General features: G+C 73.2%; 10 protein-coding genes. 4 read left to right on the top strand and 6 right to left on the bottom strand.

Annotated elements, in window-relative coordinates:
* Positions 1-136 precede the first annotated feature (136 nt).
* The 3 genes from ACFVH5_RS22530 to ACFVH5_RS22520 are packed head-to-tail and all read right to left on the bottom strand — an operon-like array spanning position 137 to position 8615.
* The gene (locus ACFVH5_RS22530; RefSeq protein ID WP_385835394.1) at positions 137-1051 is read right to left on the bottom strand and encodes a hypothetical protein; all 915 of its coding nucleotides are present in this window, start codon (positions 1049-1051) and stop codon (positions 137-139) included.
* Between the two features lie 2 nt (positions 1052-1053).
* Entirely contained in the window at positions 1054-2808 is a 1755-nt protein-coding gene (locus tag ACFVH5_RS22525) for a sulfite reductase subunit alpha (RefSeq protein WP_385835397.1), read from the bottom strand.
* 5 nt (positions 2809-2813) lie between these two features.
* Positions 2814-8615, bottom strand: a complete 5802-nt coding sequence (locus ACFVH5_RS22520) for a glutamate synthase-related protein (protein WP_385835393.1) — start codon at positions 8613-8615, stop codon at positions 2814-2816.
* 249 nt (positions 8616-8864) lie between these two features.
* Here ACFVH5_RS22520 and ACFVH5_RS22515 point away from each other — a divergent pair, with 249 nt between their 5' ends.
* Together ACFVH5_RS22515 and ACFVH5_RS22510 are read left to right on the top strand one after the other, a co-directional pair.
* On the top strand, positions 8865-9236 hold the full coding sequence (locus ACFVH5_RS22515) for a hypothetical protein (protein WP_385835392.1): 372 nt from the start codon (positions 8865-8867) through the stop codon (positions 9234-9236).
* A gap of 195 nt (positions 9237-9431) precedes the next feature.
* Positions 9432-10751, top strand: coding sequence for a phosphatase PAP2 family protein (locus ACFVH5_RS22510; protein WP_385835391.1), 1320 nt, complete (start codon positions 9432-9434; stop codon positions 10749-10751).
* An 18-nt stretch (positions 10752-10769) separates the two neighbouring features.
* On the opposite strand, the gene ACFVH5_RS22505 is transcribed toward ACFVH5_RS22510, so the two are convergent.
* Positions 10770-11048, bottom strand: coding sequence for a hypothetical protein (locus ACFVH5_RS22505; protein ID WP_385835390.1), 279 nt, complete (start codon positions 11046-11048; stop codon positions 10770-10772).
* Positions 11049-11169: 121 nt separating this feature from the next.
* Here ACFVH5_RS22505 and ACFVH5_RS22500 point away from each other — a divergent pair, with 121 nt between their 5' ends.
* Positions 11170-13578, top strand: a complete 2409-nt coding sequence (locus ACFVH5_RS22500; RefSeq protein ID WP_385835389.1) for a sensor histidine kinase — start codon at positions 11170-11172, stop codon at positions 13576-13578.
* Complete coding sequence (locus ACFVH5_RS22495; protein ID WP_385835388.1) at positions 13578-14234, top strand: response regulator; 657 nt, start codon at positions 13578-13580, stop codon at positions 14232-14234. Before ACFVH5_RS22500 ends, ACFVH5_RS22495 begins: the two co-directional genes overlap by 1 nt.
* Positions 14235-14270: 36 nt before the next feature.
* Here the strand turns inward: ACFVH5_RS22495 and ACFVH5_RS22490 are convergent, their stop codons facing one another.
* Complete coding sequence (locus ACFVH5_RS22490; protein ID WP_385835386.1) at positions 14271-15179, bottom strand: peptidoglycan-binding protein; 909 nt, start codon at positions 15177-15179, stop codon at positions 14271-14273.
* A gap of 87 nt (positions 15180-15266) precedes the next feature.
* Positions 15267-15950 carry a DUF4232 domain-containing protein gene (locus ACFVH5_RS22485; RefSeq protein ID WP_385835385.1) on the bottom strand — a complete coding sequence of 228 codons (684 nt, stop codon included), beginning with the start codon at positions 15948-15950 and terminating at the stop codon, positions 15267-15269.
* Positions 15951-16014 lie beyond the last annotated feature (64 nt).

The raw sequence follows: 16014 nt of genomic DNA, 5'->3' as shown, positions 1-16014 counted from the left end.
CTCCGCCTTGCAGCTGCACGCACCACACCCCGCTCACCGGCGCCCACAAGGCACCGCAGCTTTCCTTCGCCGTGATCGACCGGACAGGTCCTAGGTGCAGGAGTCCGACGCCTGGCCGTGTCGATCGGCCGGGCGGTCAGGTGTCGGGCAGGGACGCCGCCAGGTGTTCCCACGCCGTGTGCACGTCCTCGCCGACCATCCCGAACTGCGTGACGACCGCGACACAGCGTCCGTCCCCGTCGTCGAGTTCGAGCGCCGAGGTCGGGCCGTGAGCGGCCGTCGAGCGCACGAGACGGCAGGCCCGGACGCCCGCGAGGTCGATCTCCACCGAGCTGTCCGCGATCGCGGCGAACACCCGCCCGCCGACGGTCCGGTCGGTGACGTGCACCCGGCCGCCGCACGCCTGCAGGGCCCCCGGTCCGAACACGGCGATCCCGATCGGCAGCCCGACGGAACAGACGTGGTCGAGCACCGCGGGCACGACGTCGGTCCCGATCGCCCGGTGCTCGCCGCGGTAGCGGTGGAAGGCCGCGCGCCGGGCGGCCCCGCCGTCCGTCAGCACCGCGTCGAGCTGGGCGAGTTGGTCGCCGCTCTCCCACTCCGGTACCCCGGGTGCGGCGGTGGACGGTCCGGCCGGCGGGAGTCCCGGGGCGACCGTGCCGGCGAGTCCGGCCAGCAGCCGGTCACCCTCGGAGAGCAGCCGCCCCTGGTGCACGGTCCGGCCGTCCGCGTCGAGCAGGCTCAGGGCGACCGTTCCGGTGTCCTCGTCCCGCGCGACCACGGCCGAGGCGATCGAGCCGCCGTCGATACGCAGGGCGATCGAGCCCGGCCGGACGGCGAACGCCTCGCCGGGCAGGCTCGGGACCGCGTAGCTGCCCGCCTGCTCGATCCGGGCGACCGGCCCTCCGGTGATCGCCTGGACGTACCGGAAGAGCGTCAGACAGCGGGCCAGTTCCGGCATCCGCGCGTCGATCAGCCGCACGCTGCTGTTCCGTCTGCCGCAGCACCCCTCGAACGCGCAGGTCCGGTACGGCTTGTGGTGGTCCGTCATGTTCAGTACACGTCCCGTACGTAGCGCTTGGCCCGGCGCAGGTCCGCCAGGTACTCGGCGGCGTCGGCGTTCCCGCGTCCGCGCTGCCCGGCGATGACGCCCAGCAGGGCCGCCTCGACGTCCTTCGCCATCCGGGAGGCGTCCCCGCAGACGTAGACGTGCGCGCCGTCCTCCAGCCAGGCGTGCAACTCGCGCGCCTGCTCCCGCATCCGCGTCTGGACGTACACCTTCTCGGCCTGGTCGCGCGAGAACGCGAGGTCGAGCCGGGTGAGCACGCCGCTCTCGCGCAGCCCGGCCAGCTCGTCCTCGTACACGAAGTCGGTGTCGCGGTGGCGGTCGCCGAAGAACAGCCAGTTGCGTCCCGGGGCGCCCCGCGCGGCCCGCTCGTGCAGGAAGCCGCGGAAGGGCGCGATGCCCGTGCCGGGGCCGATCATGACCATCGGGGTGTCGTCGTCGGCCGGGACGCCGAAGGAGGCGTTGGGCTGGAGGTAGATGCCCACGGGCGCCTCCTCGGCGACGCGGTCCGCGAGATACGACGAGGTGACCCCCGCGTGCGTCCGCCGGCCGGTGTCGTAGCGGACGGACGCGACGGTGAGGTGGATCCGGTCGGGGTGGGCGAGCGGGCTCGACGAGATCGAGTACTGGCGGGCCTGCAACGGCCGCAGGAGCGGCAGCAGTTCGGCCAGTTCGGGGGCGGCCGGTCCGGCGTCCCGGAGCAGGTCGAGCACGTCCCGGCCCCACAGCCAGGAGCCGAGGTCGGAGCGGTCGCCGTGCGCGACGACCGCGGCCAGCTCGCTCGACGGCGCCCGCTCCACGAGGTCGGCGATCAGTTCTTTGGACGGGGTGCGGATCTCGCGTTCGGCGCGCAGGAGCCGGGCGGTCTCCTCGTCGCCGCCCGCGCCCAGGTGATCGAGGAGCGCGCCGACCAGCGCGTCGTCGTTCAGCGGTACGACGGCCAGCGCGTCGCCCGCCTCGTACGTGATGCCGCTGTCGCCGAGGTCGAACTCGTAGTGGCGGATCTCCTTCGCGCTGTCCGGCGAGGACAGCAGCCTGTTCACCAGGAGGCGGGAGGGGTAGGGGGTGCGCCTGTTCCAGGGGGAGCGGGTGCGGGGAGCCGGGGCGGGCGCGGGGGCAGGCGTGACGGCCGCGGGGGAGGGCGTGGCGGTCACCGTCGTACCGCCGGTCTCGGCGGTCAGCCGGTCCAGGACCGCGGTCGTCCAGGCCGCCGCGGGCTCCTCGAAGTCGACGTCGCAGTCCACGCGGTCGTGCAGCCGGGTGGCGCCCAGCTGTTCCAGGCGGGTGTCGATGAGCTTCGCGGCCTGGCAGAAGTCGTCGTACCCGCGGTCGCCGAGCCCGAGGACCGCGTACCGCAGCCCGTCCAGGCGGGGCGCGGTGTCGGCCTGGAGCGACTCCCAGAACAGTCCGGCGTTGTCGGGCATCTCGCCCTCGCCGTACGTCGAGGCGAGGACGAGCACGTGGGACATCGCGGCGAGCCGTTCGGGCGTGACGGCGTCGAGCGCGGTGGCGGTCCCGCCGAGGCCGTGCGCGCGGGCCCCTGCGACGACCTCACCGGCGAGGAACTCGGCGTTCCCGGTCTGGGTGCCGAACAGGACGTCGACCGTCGCCGTGGGCGCGTCGCCCGCGGCCGGGGCCCGGCGTCCGGCCGCGGCGACACCGGCGATGAACCCGGCGAGCCAGGACTCCTGCGCGGCGGAGAACGGCGCGTCGGCCGGGATGAGGAGCCCGGTCGGGGGCATGGGCGTCACGCGGTCACCGTCTCGGTCGTCTCGGTCGGGGCCTGCGGGACGCGGCGGCTCGCGAGGTCGTCGAGCGCCGCGGTCGCGAGCAGTTCGTCGAAGCGGGCGGCCCGTACGCGGCCCGCGTTCTTGGCGTTCTGGTGCATGATCCAGCCGTAGGTGCCGGGCGCGTCGACGCTGAGGTTGTTGCGCTGCCGCAGGGCGCGCTTGTAGTCGTCGAGGCGCTTGACCGCGATGAGCGTGGCCAGTTCGTCGTCGTCGAACCGCTCCAGCGTGCCGCGCAGGTACTTCACGACCCGCTGCTTGACGAAGAAGTCCTCGGTGAGCACGAGGTTGCGGACCGCCCCGGCGATCCGCGGGTCGTCCGGGCCGCTCGCCCCGGGCACCCGCCGCAGCGCGAGATCCTGCGCGACCCCGAGCACGGTGTACGAGGACAGCAGCGAGAACATGTCGTCGCCGCCCTGGTCGCCGAAGGCCGGGGCACGGCCGCCGAGCACGGTCCTGCGGTCGCGGTAGTCGACCTTGAACGCGCGGAGCTTGTCCGTCGCGATCGAGGTCGCCAGCTCGTCGAGGAGCTGTCCCCGGCTCGCCGCGGCGAGGATCTCACCGGCGTCCTGGTACAGCAGCAGCGCCCGGGGCATCCCGCAGTACACGTGCCGCCGCTCGCTCTCCCAGTCCGCCAGCAGCCGGGCCGCGAGCGGGGAGCCGGTGGCCTCCAGATGCCAGGCCAGCAGCAGCCGTACGGCCTGCTCGTGGAAGGCGCCGTGCCCGGTGTCGGTCACCGGGAACACCAGCAGCGAGTCCGCGCTGACCCGGTCGCGGACCTCGCCGGAGGGGTCGTACTGGTAGAGGAACCCGCCGCTCATGCCGTTGCCGAGGCCCTTGCCGAAGCCGCCGAGGTTGAGGACGGTGCCGCCGGTCATGTACTCGCAGCCGAAGTCGCCGACGCCCTCGACGACCGCGGTCGCCCCGGAGTTGCGTACGGCGAACCGGTCGCCGGCCTCCCCCTGCACGAACGTCCGGCCGCCGGTCGCGCCGAACAGCGCGAAGTTCCCGACGAGGACGTTGCCGCCGCGTTCGGCGCTGCCGCCGCCCGGGGCGCGGACGACGATCCGGCCGCCGCTCTGGCTCTTGCCGACGCCGTCGTTCGCGGTGCCGGTGTGTTCGAGGGCGATCCCGTCGTTGCAGAACACGCCGTACGACTGACCGGCGGAGCCGGTGGTACGGATGCGGACGGCGCCGTCGACGAGGCGGCGCCGGCCGCGGTCGTCGACGGTGACGGCGGGTACGCCGGTGTCGCTCTTCCGGCCCCCGTGGTTGAGGAGCCGCTCGATGTCGATGGAGAGCTGTCCGCCGACGGACTTGTCGCTGTTGCGCAGGTGGACGCCCTCGACGAGCAGGGACGGCTCGCGCCGGTCCAGGAGCGCGGCGCGGACCCGTTCGACGAGCGCGTCGTCGGTGGTGAAGTCCTTCTCCAGGTACTCGGGGTCCGCGACGGCCTTCTCCGGCACGCGCGCGAGCAGCCGGCGGACGTCGAGCCGCCCGACGCTCGCGGGGTGGTCGAGGAACTGCAGCAGGTCGGTGCGCCCGCGCGCCTCACGCAGCGACCGCAGTCCCAGCCGGGCGAGGATCTGCCGGACGTCGTGCGCGATGTTGAGGAGGTACTGGGCGAGTGCGCGCGGGTCGCCCTCGAAGGCCTCGGCGTTGGTGGTGAGCCCGGCCGGGCACTTCACGTTGCAGTTCTTCGCCATGACACAGCCGAGCATCATGAGCGCGGTCGTACCGAACTCGAAGCTGTCGCCGCCGAGGAGTGCGGAGGTGACGACGTCGGAGCCGGTCTGGTGCGCGCCGGAACAGCGCAGGACGACCTTCTGGCGCAGGCCGTTCGCGACGAGCGCCTGGTGCACCTCGGCGACGCCGATCTCCGCGGAGCGTCCGGCGTACTTGAGGCTGGTGACGGCGGCGGCGCCCGTACCGCCGGTGTTCCCCGCCACGTTGATGACGTCCGCGCCCGCCTTGGCGACGCCCACCGCGATGGTGCCGATGCCCTCCGAGGACACCAGCTTCACGACGACGCGTACCCGGGCTGCCTTGCAGTCGTGGATGAGCTGCGCGAGGTCCTCGATCGAGTACGTGTCGTGGTGCGGGGGCGGTGAGATCAGCTCGATGCCGGGGGTGCCGCCACGAGCTGCCGCGATGTCGACCGTCACCTTCGGTGCGGGCAGCTGGCCGCCCTCGCCGGGCTTGGCGCCCTGCCCGATCTTGATCTCCAGCTCCCGCAGCATCGGATCGGCGAGATAGCCCGCCCAGATGCCGAACCGGCCGGACGCGAACTGCTTGATCCGGGAGCCGCGGATGGTCCCGTAGCGGGAGTGGTGCTCGCCGCCCTCGCCGCTGTTCGACAGGGCGCCGACCATGTTCGTGCCGTGCGCGACGGCCTCGTGCGCGGTCGCCACGAGCGCCCCGTGGCTCATCGCGCCGGAGGCGAGCACCCGGGTGATCTCGTGCGCGGGCCGCACGTCGTCGAGGGCCACGCTCGCGGGCGCGCTCCGGAGCAGCGTGAGCAACTGGGCGGCGGTGCCGGTGGCGAGGACGAGGATGCCGTCCGCACCGGCCTCCAGCGTCTCGACCTCACCGGGGTGCGCGAGGGCGAGCCCGGCGGCGAGCGCGCGGTGCCGCTGGGCGTCGCCGTCGCCGTCGGTGGCGGAGGCGGTGGCGGTGGCGGAGGCGGGCGCGGAGCCGTCCGGGACGAGCCGCAGGCGCACGGTGACGCTGTCGCCGCCGCGGGCGTCGCCGTCGGCGCGGCTCTCGGAGACGGCTCGACCCGGCGCTCCCTGGGCCGCAGGGGTGGCCGGGTCCGCTGGGACGGTCGGGGTGTCCTCGCCGGGCCCGGCGGTCGGGACGGCCGGGGCAGCCGTGGCCGCCCGGTCCGTCCGGCCCGCCCGGACCGTCACGGCCACCCCGCGCACCATCACACTCGCGTTGCCGTCGGTGGAGAACCGGCCCAGTTCGCGGGCGAAGTCCTCCGGGGTGCGCAGGCCCGTGACGTCCGCGGGGAGGGCCAGGACGTCGCGCAGGGCGGAGGGGCGGCGTGAGCGCTCCTCGTGGGTCGTGCGCAGGAACGCGCGGTAGCCCGGCGTGATCCGGAACGCGTCGATCTCGGCGTCGCTGAGCGCGTCGTACCCCGTGTTCCGGTACGCGGCCTCCGTGATGCCGAACGCGTCGTCGAGCTGGCCGAGCGTGAGCAGGCGCAGCGCGTCCGAGTCGCCGGGCCGCCCGAACTCCGGCCGCTCCTCGACCATGTCGCCGAACCCGCGCACGGCCGTGACCCCGAACGAGTGCCCGGCGCCGTCGGAGCGCTCCTTGAACAGCCCGAGCAGCGGGATCTGCTGATCGCTCCCGACCGTGCGGGCACGCTCGTGCCAGTCCGTCGCGGCCTGCGCGATCCGCGCGAAGCCGACCCCGCCGACCGGGGCGTCCATGTGCGGGAAGGCCCGCGCGAACACGTCGTCGCGGGTGTCGAGGTAGTTCGGTTCGAAGAACGCGCCGCCGATGTAGCTCTCGGCGGTGCACAGCCCGACGCGCCCCATGGTCTTGGCGAGCGCCTTCTCGGCCGCCTTGCGGAACCTCGCCAGCGCCCGGTCGGTCCCGGTGATCTCCCCCGCCGGCGCGGGCGCGCTCGGGTGCCGCTCCTCGGCGCGCAGCCGGGCGCTGAGGCTGTAGACCGCCGAGGCGCCGAAGCCGAGCGCGGTCGCCACATGGTGCGAGGACGGCAGCTGCCCGCTCTCCGCGACGAGCGAGACGCGCAGCCGCAGCCCGGCCTCGATCAGGCGCTGGTTGACGGCGGCGACGGCGAGGACGACGGGCAGCGGCGCCCGCGTCGAGGAGATCGCGCGGTCGCTGAGGAGCGCGATACCGCCCCGCTCGGCGGCGAACCGCTCCACGTCGTCGCACAGGCGCGTCAGCGCGTCCCGCAGGGCGTCGGCGTTCGCGGTGGTGTCCCCGGCGACCGGCTCGTAGAGCATGGCGAACCGTTCCAGCGGCACGATCCGCTGGTCGCGCAGCCGGACCATGTCGAGGTGCCCGAGCACGGGTGAGTTCACGACGAGCTGCCGTTCACCGGCCGTGCCGGCGTCCGCGATGTCGCCGGTGCCGTCCGGCTTGGGGCCGAGCGCGACCCGCATGCTCATGCCGTCGGCCTCGCGGATGCTGTCCAGCGGCGGGTTCGTCACCTGGGCGAAGCGCTGCGAGAAGTACTTCGCCATACCGCCCTCGGTGTCGCTGAGCGCGTTGATGGCGTTGCCGTACCCCATCGCCGAGATCCGCTCCGACCCGTCGGCGAGCATCGGGTCGAGCATGAACCGGAAGCTCTCCTGGTTCAGCCCGTACGCCACGTACCGTCCGGCGGGCGTCAGGTCGCCCTCGTACCCGAGCGTGGTCGTGCCCCGGTAGTAGTCGGGCGCGGGGAGGTCGTCGAGGTTCACCCGAGCCGCGTCGAGCAGTTCGCTGTAGGGGCGGCGCGCGGCGAGGGAGTCGAGCACCTCGCGCGTCCGCATCCGCCGCCCGGTCCGGTGGTCGACGACGAGCATGCCGCCTGCCTCGATACGCCCCCGGTGCACGACCTCCTCGTCGGGGAACGCGACCTGCCCGGCCTCCGAGGACACCATCAGGTACTCGGCGGTCTCGACGGTACGCAGCGGACGCAGACCGAGCCGGTCCAGCCGGGCGCCGATGACGTCCCCGTCGCTGAAGATGACGGCGGCGGGCCCGTCGTTCTTCTCCTCGTACAGCGAGAAGTACTCCAGCATGTCGCGGACGGAGACGGGCAGGGTGCGGTCGTTCTCCCAGGCGGGCGGCATCAGCGACACGACGGCCTCGACGATGTCGAGCCCGTCGTCGGAGACCCGGCTCTGCAGGGTCTGGTCGAGCCGGCTGGAGTCGGACTGGCCGGGCGGCCGGACGATGCTCCTGGTGCGGGCCCGCGCGAGCGCCTCGTCGCTCAGCCGGTTCTTGCGGTCGGTGTTCAGCTCGCCGTTGTGGGCCATGAGCCGGAACGGCTGCGCCATCGTCGGATGCGGCTCGGTGTTGGTGGAGAACCGGGTGTGGAAGTACAGCGAGCGCACGGAGTGCCGCGGGTCGCACAGGTCACGGAAGTACCCGACGATCTCCCCGGAGTTGAGCCGCCCCTTGAGCACCTGGGTGCGCGCGCTCAGCGACAGCGGATACAGCCCGGCGTACGCGTCGTCGGCGTAGGCGACGGCCTCGACGGCGAGCAGGGCGCGGTGCGCGGCCGAGTCGACGGCATGGCGCTCCCAGGCGTCCGGGGCCCGGAACACCCACTGCACGATGGGGAGTTGGTACTGCTCGGCGGCGGGCCTTGCGACGCCGTGGTCCACGGGCACGTCCCGGACGAGCAGGACGTCGAAGCCCTGCGCGGCGAGGGCGCGGCCGACCAGTTCCACCGACGCGTGACGCCGTGCGCCGTCGGTCGGTACGAAGCAGTTGGCGACCCCGAAGTGCCCGGGGCGCAGCCGCTCCCCGGTGAGCGCGCCGAAGAACTCCACCGACAGGTCGACGCTCACGCCCGCCCCGTCGCCGACACCCTCGGCGGACGTGCCGCCCCGGTGCGGGATGGCCCGCAGCGCCTCGTCGCCCCTGCGGACGACGTCGTGGCCCGGTGTCCCGTCGAGCCGGGTGATGAAGCCGACGCCACAGGCGCTGTGCTCGCGGGCGGGGTCGTACAGGCCGAAGGCGGCGGAGGGCGGGGCGGGGGAGGGCTGGGCGGCGGAGCCGGTGGAGCGATTCACGTGCGGGTCCTCTGAGCGGGTTCCGGCTTGGGGGCACCTCCCAGGCCCGTGGGGCACTGGGGGAGGGCGGCCAGGCTGCGTCGGTGGAGCGCTCGCCGAGGGGGACCGGTACGACGGTCGATGGCCGGGCCCCGAGTGGTACGACTCAGTACGGTAAGCCTTACCTAAGTTAATTCGCAAGGATGTGCCGTGCACGTAAGCGTGTACGGGATCTCCCGGGCAGGGGCACCGGGCAGGCAAGATGTCCCTATGAAAAAGCTGTCCGTACGATCGGTCGGTCGTGGTTCCGCCGGATCGGTGCTGTCGCTGTGGTCCCAGGACTCCGTGCTGTCGATCGGCTCGGTGGGCTCGGTGCTGTCCGTGGGGTCGGTCGGTTCGGCCCTGTCCGTCGGTTCGATCGGGAGCGCCCTGTCGGTCGGTTCGATCGGCTCGTCCCTGTCGCTGCTCTCGACCGGCTCATGGATGAGTACGGGATCGCTGTTCTCCGCGCAGTCCCGCTGGTCGGTGCTGTCGTGGCGCTCGACCGGCGGATTCCTGGCGGTGGGAGCGGTGGGAGCGGTGGGTGCCGGCGTCGGCGGGGCCCTGCTGATGGCGCGGCTGCGGCACAGCGGTCGGGGGTGAGGCCGGAACCCGAACACCGATCCCCCCGTCTTCCCCTGCTGAGAGGCCCGGCTCGGGCCTGCGCGACACCTACCGAATCAACACCTACTCAATCGACTGAAAAACTTGAAACCTATAAAATCGCAGGTCTCCGCCCGAATAGACCCCGGCGTCGCGCCCTCCCTGTGGCGCCGGCGACGGGTGAGACTCTGGGCCGTGGTGGGTGTGGCGGCCCTCGGGTTCATGATCGCGCTGGAGATCGCCGCACGTCACTACGGCCTGCCGGGGCCGATCACCAACCAGGTGCGAGAAGTGGTCTTCGCCCCCAAGTCCGGGGGGCTGCTCTACGCCAGCATGGCGTTGACGCTGGTGGTGCTCCCCTGGCGGCAGCGGTTCGTCGCGGTCGGTGCCGCGGTCGGTATCGACGTCGTCTTCTGGCTGGTCCGGTGGGCGGCCGACATCAGGATCACCGACGGCCACCCCTTCGGGAACGGCGCGCTGTGGGTGATCCTCGGCTGCGCGGTCATGGCCTTCACCCGCCGCACCGGACCGGATCGCGTGCTGCTGCTGAAGGGCGTCGGGCTGGGCCTGCTGCTGGTGGTCGGCCGCAAGACCGGTGACACCTGGCTGCTCATCACCTCGAAGACCCGCCCGATGGTGCTCGACCAGTACATGGCGACCGCCGATCACGCGCTGGGCAACCTGTCCTGGCCGGTGGGCAGGCTCGTCACCGCGAGCGGCCCGCTCGGCTTCGGTCTCCTCGACTTCGTCTACGGTCAGCTCGCGGTCGCCGCGGTCGTCGTCGCCCTGTACCAACTGCGCAATGTCGCCACCGAGCGCCGCTTCCCGGTCCATCACCTGGTGCGCACGTTCCTGGTGATCGGTCTCCTCGGACCGGCCGTCTACATGATCTTCCCGGTCGTCGGACCGGTCTTCGCCTTCGGCAACGGCGCCGAGCACTGGGCGTCGGTCAGCGTGTGGGCGCAGAACGCCCCGTCCAGCGTCCAGTGGGCGGTGGGCGATCTGTGGCCGCGGACGCCACCGCCGATCGGTGCCCCGCAGCCCATGGGCTTCGACGGCATCACCCCGCGCAACTGCATGCCCAGCCTGCACACCGCCTGGGCCGTCACGATCTTCATCCACTCCAGGAAGGGCCCGCGGCTCATACGGTTCGCGGGCGCGTTCTGGCTGATCGCGACGCTGGCCGCGACGCTCGGATTCGGCTACCACTACGGGGCGGACCTCGTCGCCGGTGTGGTGTTCGTCCTCACGATAGAGGCGGCCCTGCGCGCGTACGACCGCGGCTGGGACCGCTCGGGGGTCCGGCTCGCCGCCCACGGCGCGACCGTCTTCGGCGGGCTCCTGGTGGCGTACCGCTTCCTGCCCTCCGAGATGGCCCGCCACCCGTGGATCTTCGGACCGCTCGTGCTGCTGGCGATGACCTCGGTGATATACGGCTACGTGCGGACCACGACGTCCTGGGAGCCGAAGCCCGCGCCGGCGCCGCACCTGGACCCGCAGCCCGAACTCGCCTGAGCGCCGGGGGACCGTTCGTCAGACGGTGTCCCCGGCCCGGCGGTCCTTGTCGACGAAGAAGCTCAGCAGGGCCGTGACGGTGGTGGTGACGGCGAGCCGTACCGCCCACGCGCCGACGGAACCGTCCCCGAGGCCGGCGGTGCGGCCGGGCCCGTCGAGCAGGACGTGGCTCAGCGGCCAGGAGCCCGCGCAGCCGAGCGCGTAGAGCCACAGCGGGGGTTCGTTGGAGGCGATGAGGAACGCGGCCGCGACGACCACGACGGCGCTCAGTACGACGGTGAGCGTGCTGATGTCCATGCCCGCAAGCATTCCGTCGGCCGGGCGGGGAGTCGTCGGCGCGGCGGAGGACCGGGGCCTCTACCCAGGGGTGGAGAAACCGGCGGGCCCCAGGGCCTGCCCGACATGGAGACGACCTGACATGGAGACGACACGGAACTGGGCGCTTCCGGGGCTGCTCGCCGCCGTGCAGGTGATGCTGCTGTGCATCGGGGACGAGGCCGGTCTGCTGGACGCCCCCGCACCGGGCCCGGCCGGTGTCGCCGGCGTGCTCGTCGCGGTCGCGGTGGAGACGGTCGCGCTGAGCATGCGCCGACGCGCGCCCGTACGGGCCCTGGTGGGGGTCCTCGGGACCTCGGTCCTGGGCCAGACCCTGGAGTACGACGCGTACACCGACCTGGGTCTGCCGGTCGCCCTCTACTCCGTCGCCGTCCGCCGTCCCACCGCGGTCACCGCGGGCGCCCTGGCCGCGGCCGTCGGCTCGTCCTGGCTGCTGGCGGTCGTACGCGTCGGACTCCACCCCGCGCTCGCCACCCAGCTGACCCTGCAGGCCGTCACGTACGTCGTCTGCGTGGGCCTCGGGCTGGCGCGGCGGCAACGGCTGGCGGGGCGGCAGGCGGCGGCCCGGCTGCTGGCCGGCGCGGAGGAGAGCAGGCGGCGGGCCGGGGAGTCCGAACGCGGCAGGCTCGCCCGGGAGTTGCACGACGTCAGCGCACACCACCTCACCTCGGTCGTGGTCACCGTGGACGCGGCCCGCAGACTCGGCGACCGCAGGCCCGAACTCGTCGCCGAGGCACTGGAGTTCGCCGAACGGACCGGCCGCGAGACCCTGGCGGCGATCCAGCGGCTGGTCGCGGTGATGCGGGAGGCGGGCCCCGCCGACGCCCGCCCGATGACCGGACGCATCCAGGAACTCGTCTCCGGATTCGGCCGCCTGGGCCGCCCGATCGCCGTCGAGATCCCCGACGACCTCGCCGGACCCGCCGCCGAGGCGGTGCACGGCATCGTGCGCGAAGCCCTCACCAACGCCCTGCGGTACGCGCCCGGTTCGGCTCTGCGGGTCGCCGTACGCCGGCTGGCCGGGACGGCGGCAGGGACGGCGGGCGGCACGCTGGAGCTGACCGTGGACAACACCGCCGCGCGCGGCACGGCCGACTTCGGGGACATGGGCTCCGGCAGGGGCGTCGCGGGCATGCGCGAACGCGCGGTGGCCCTCGGCGGGGAACTGACCGCGGGCCCCCGGCCCGACGGGGGCTGGCGCGTGCGTGCCACGCTGCCCGACACCACGGGGCCCCGGCAGCCCGGCGTACGTCCGCGACGGCGCGACTTCCCGCGCGAGCAGCGGCTGGCGGACCTCGCGCTCGCCTTCACCGCGGCCGTGCTCCCCCTGATCATCCTGCTGACGGACGCGGAGGACTGGGCCCACCGCGACGACTCCACCGGCCTGTGGAACATCGGCCTGGTGTCCGCGCTGCTCACCCTGCACGCGCTGCCGCTGCTGTGGCGGCGCCGGGCGCCCTGGGCGGTCCTCGCCGCGGTCCTCGCCTCGTCCTGGCTGTGGCCGGTGGCCTGTGTGGCGACTCCGCTGTCCGGACAGGCGTCGCCCTTCCTCGCGGGCGGCCTGCTGACCGAGGCCCTGGCCGTGTACGCCCTGGGGGCCTACGGCCGTGGCGGCGTCCACACCTGGCCCTCGCCGTTCGTGACCGCGGGCGCGAGCGCCGTCGCGCTGACCGTGACCGCCGCCGCCGACGGCACACTGGTCGGCGAGAAGCCGTCCCTGCTCACCATGGCGGCGATCATCGTGCCGCTCGGGATACTCCTGGGGCTGCTGTTCGCCCTGACCTGGGGAGCCGGGCTGATCGTCCGCGGCCGGCGCCTGCGGGCCGTGGCCCGCGACGACCTCGCGCTCAGCATCTCCCGCTGGGAGGCCCGGTACGCGGCGGGCGCCGAACGGTACCTGCTGGCGGCACGGCTGCGGGACGCGGTGCTCGACCGCACCTCGGCGCTCGTCGAACTCGCCCGCGGGGGAGAGCTGGACGAGGTGGCCACCGAGGCCCGCGCCACGCTCAAGGCCATGCGGGAACTGCTCCACGAGATGAACGGCGACCTGCCGGGACCGGCCCGGCAGCAGGCCCACGCGCCCGCCCCCGACCTCCCCCTCGCCCTCGACGCGCTGTGCCGGACGGCGGGCCTCGCCGGACGGCAGGTGACCGTGCGCGGGCTCCCCGCATCCGCCGCGGGGCTGCCGGAGCCGGTGGCGCTGACGGCGTACCGGCTGGTGGAGGCGGCACTCGGCGCCGGTGACCGCGGGCCCGCCCGGGTGCGGCTGCGGCGGCGCCGCAGAGCACTCCACCTCACGATCAGCGGCGTACGCCTGGCGGTGCACGGCCCGGCCGCGGACCGCCTGCGCGCGGGGGCCGCCGCCGTCGGGGCCCGTCTCACCCTCGAACCTGCCGGTACCGTACGGGTGTCGCTGCCGCTGGCGGCCGGACCCGGCCCGGAGCCGGTCCCGGCCCCGTCCCAGGAGGTGTCCCCGTCGCCACACGTGTGATGGTCGTCGACGACCAGGCGGTGGTCCGCGCCGGGTTCGCCGCCATCGTCGACGCCGAACCCGACCTGACCGTCGTCGGCGAGGCCGGGGACGGGGCGACCGCCGTGGAGCTGGCCACCAGCGAGGCCCCCGACCTGGTCCTGATGGACATCCGGATGCCCGGCATGGACGGCCTGACCGCGACCCGCTTCATCACCGCGCTCAAGCCCGGACCCCGGGTCCTGGTCCTCACCACCTTCGACCTCGACGCGTACGTGTACGAGGCGCTGCGGGCCGGAGCCTCGGGCTTCCTCCTCAAGGACGCCCAGCCCGAGGAACTCCTGTCCGCCCTGCGCGTCGTCGCTTCCGGCGAGGGCATCCTCGCCCCGGCCGTCACCCGCCGCCTGATCGACACCTTCGCGCAGGGCGCGCCCCCGCCGCCCGCCGTCACCGGCGCACTCGGACAACTCACCCCGCGCGAACGGGAAGTACTGCTCCACATCGCCGCGGGCCTGGCCAACGCGGAGATCGCGGCGGCCCTCGGCGTGACCACCGGAACCGTGAAGACCCATGTCAACGCCCTGCTCACCAAGCTGGGCCTGCGGGACCGGGTGCAGGCGACGATCCTGGCGTACGAGACGGGCCTGATCCGTCCCGGCGGCACATCCGCCCACTAGGGCCTGTCTGACAATTCCCGCCCGCCGGGTGGCTGCTCAGGAGAACAGCAGGCGCCAGGTCAGGGGGCCGGGGATGCCGTCGGCGTCGCCGCGCAGTTCCTTGCGCGACTTCTGGAAGTCGCGCACGTTCAGCCGGTCCGCCTCACCCCACGTCCTGCTCGGGCCGACCTTGTAGTGGTCGCCGAAGCCGCGCTTCACCAGCTGCTTGCCGAGCTGCAGCACGTACGCGTTCGACGTCCCGGTCCCGAAGTACTTGCGCCCGGGGAAGGCGGGGACGGTGGGTGTGGTCGTCCCCGGGGTGTCGTCGTCGACGTCCAGTTCGGCCTTCGCGTACTTGAGGATCCTGGCGAAGTCGATCGCGCCGGGGTCGCCGTGGACGTTCTCCGGCACGTGCATGTGCCCGCAGACGCCCTTGAAGGCGGTCCACTTCGCGCCCGACATCCGCTGACCGCCACCGTTCGCGTACGAACCGGGGTACGCGGGCCACGACTTCGGGCCGGACAGCGGTACGCCGTGCTCCTCGTGCATCCAGGCCAGGAAGCGGGAGACCGCCTGCAGGGCCCAGTCGGGCGCGTCCGGCCAGTAGATGTGCGCCCGGCCCGCCGTCTTCCACTTCGCGTGCGTGGCCGGGTCGCAGGTGCCGACCAGTTCGACCTGGCACACGTTCAGGGTGTTCGTCTCGACTCCGCCGGACAGATTGACCAGTGCGCGGGAGGAGGTCTCGATGTCGAAGTGCTGGTACCACTTCAGCTTCTTGGCGGCGAGGTCGGGAACCGCGGTCAGGTTCGGCGCGGAGGCGCCACCCCCGTAACCGGGCAGGGTGGAACCCTCCGTGGTGTGCAGGACGACGACGTTGACCTCCATCGGGTCACCGCCGAAATCGTCCTGGTACCAGTTGGCACGGCTCGCGGAGGGGTATCGCTGGGGTCCTGTCCTGGTGCTCATCACAGACTCCTGGGTCGAATACGTCCTGCACTGTGAAGAACGGGCCGCGACGGCACATCGACTCAGAACGTCGCCCGCGCGGTCCGGTCAGCCGAAGGGAACGGCGTCCGTGGGGGAGGTGTGCCAGTTGGTGACGATCGGCTCGTCGACGGTGATGGTGTCGACCGGCAGGCTCACCGGGTCGGGGTCCTCGTTGCCGACGGCGACGATGATGCTCTCCAGCTCCTTGCCGCCGTCCGCGCCGGTGGTCTTGGGGTTCACGCCGGCGTACGCGGTGACGTTCCCGCTCAGCTTGACCGGCTCGCCGGCGCTCTGCTCCGCGGGCCCCGCCTCGGTGCCGTCGGACCCGAACGCCACGGTCGGCAGCTCGGCGGGCAGCCAGCAGGTGATCCCCGGCTTCGCCTTCGCCATGATCAGGACGTATCCGCCGGCCTGGCTCTCGGACCTGGTGGACCAGGCGATGTCGTTGGCGCCGCAGCTCTGTTCGACCTTCTCCCGCGTACCGTCACCGGTGTCGACGCCGGAGCCGTCCGTGTTCCCGGACCCCTTGCTCGCGTCGGAGCCCTTGTTCTTGTCCGCGGCCTGGTCGCCGCCCGCACCCGACGAGCCGGACGGTGTGCCCTTGTCGTCCGCCGAACCGGCGGAGGAGGAACTCGACCCGGCGCCGCTGTCCTCGGCCTTGCCGTCGGTGTCCTGGCACGCGGTCATCAGCAGCGCGCTGCCCACGACGACGGCGGAGACGAGGAAGGCCCTGCGACGGTTGCCAGACATGAAGTTCCTTTGCGTGAGGTGTGGTGGGAGAGGGCGGCAGGTGCGGCCGGGGCGGCCGGGCCCT

Origin of the sequence: Streptomyces sp. NPDC127119 (assembly GCF_042677425.1) — a bacterium.
Lineage (GTDB): Bacteria > Actinomycetota > Actinomycetes > Streptomycetales > Streptomycetaceae > Streptomyces.
Note: the sequence above shows the minus strand (reverse complement) of the source record. Positions and strands in the feature narration are given on the sequence as shown.

Excerpts from the sequence above, each read along its gene's own strand:
- ACFVH5_RS22495 (WP_385835388.1), top strand. The coding sequence starts at position 13,578 with ATGGTCGTCGACGACCAGGCGGTGGTCCGCGCCGGGTTCGCCGCCATC.
- ACFVH5_RS22505 (WP_385835390.1), bottom strand. The coding sequence starts at position 11,048 with ATGGACATCAGCACGCTCACCGTCGTACTGAGCGCCGTCGTGGTCGTC.
- ACFVH5_RS22500 (WP_385835389.1), top strand. The coding sequence starts at position 11,170 with ATGGAGACGACACGGAACTGGGCGCTTCCGGGGCTGCTCGCCGCCGTG.
- ACFVH5_RS22515 (WP_385835392.1), top strand. The coding sequence starts at position 8,865 with ATGAAAAAGCTGTCCGTACGATCGGTCGGTCGTGGTTCCGCCGGATCG.
- ACFVH5_RS22485 (WP_385835385.1), bottom strand. The coding sequence starts at position 15,950 with ATGTCTGGCAACCGTCGCAGGGCCTTCCTCGTCTCCGCCGTCGTCGTG.
- ACFVH5_RS22530 (WP_385835394.1), bottom strand. The coding sequence starts at position 1,051 with ATGACGGACCACCACAAGCCGTACCGGACCTGCGCGTTCGAGGGGTGC.
- ACFVH5_RS22490 (WP_385835386.1), bottom strand. The coding sequence starts at position 15,179 with ATGAGCACCAGGACAGGACCCCAGCGATACCCCTCCGCGAGCCGTGCC.
- ACFVH5_RS22525 (WP_385835397.1), bottom strand. The coding sequence starts at position 2,808 with ATGCCCCCGACCGGGCTCCTCATCCCGGCCGACGCGCCGTTCTCCGCC.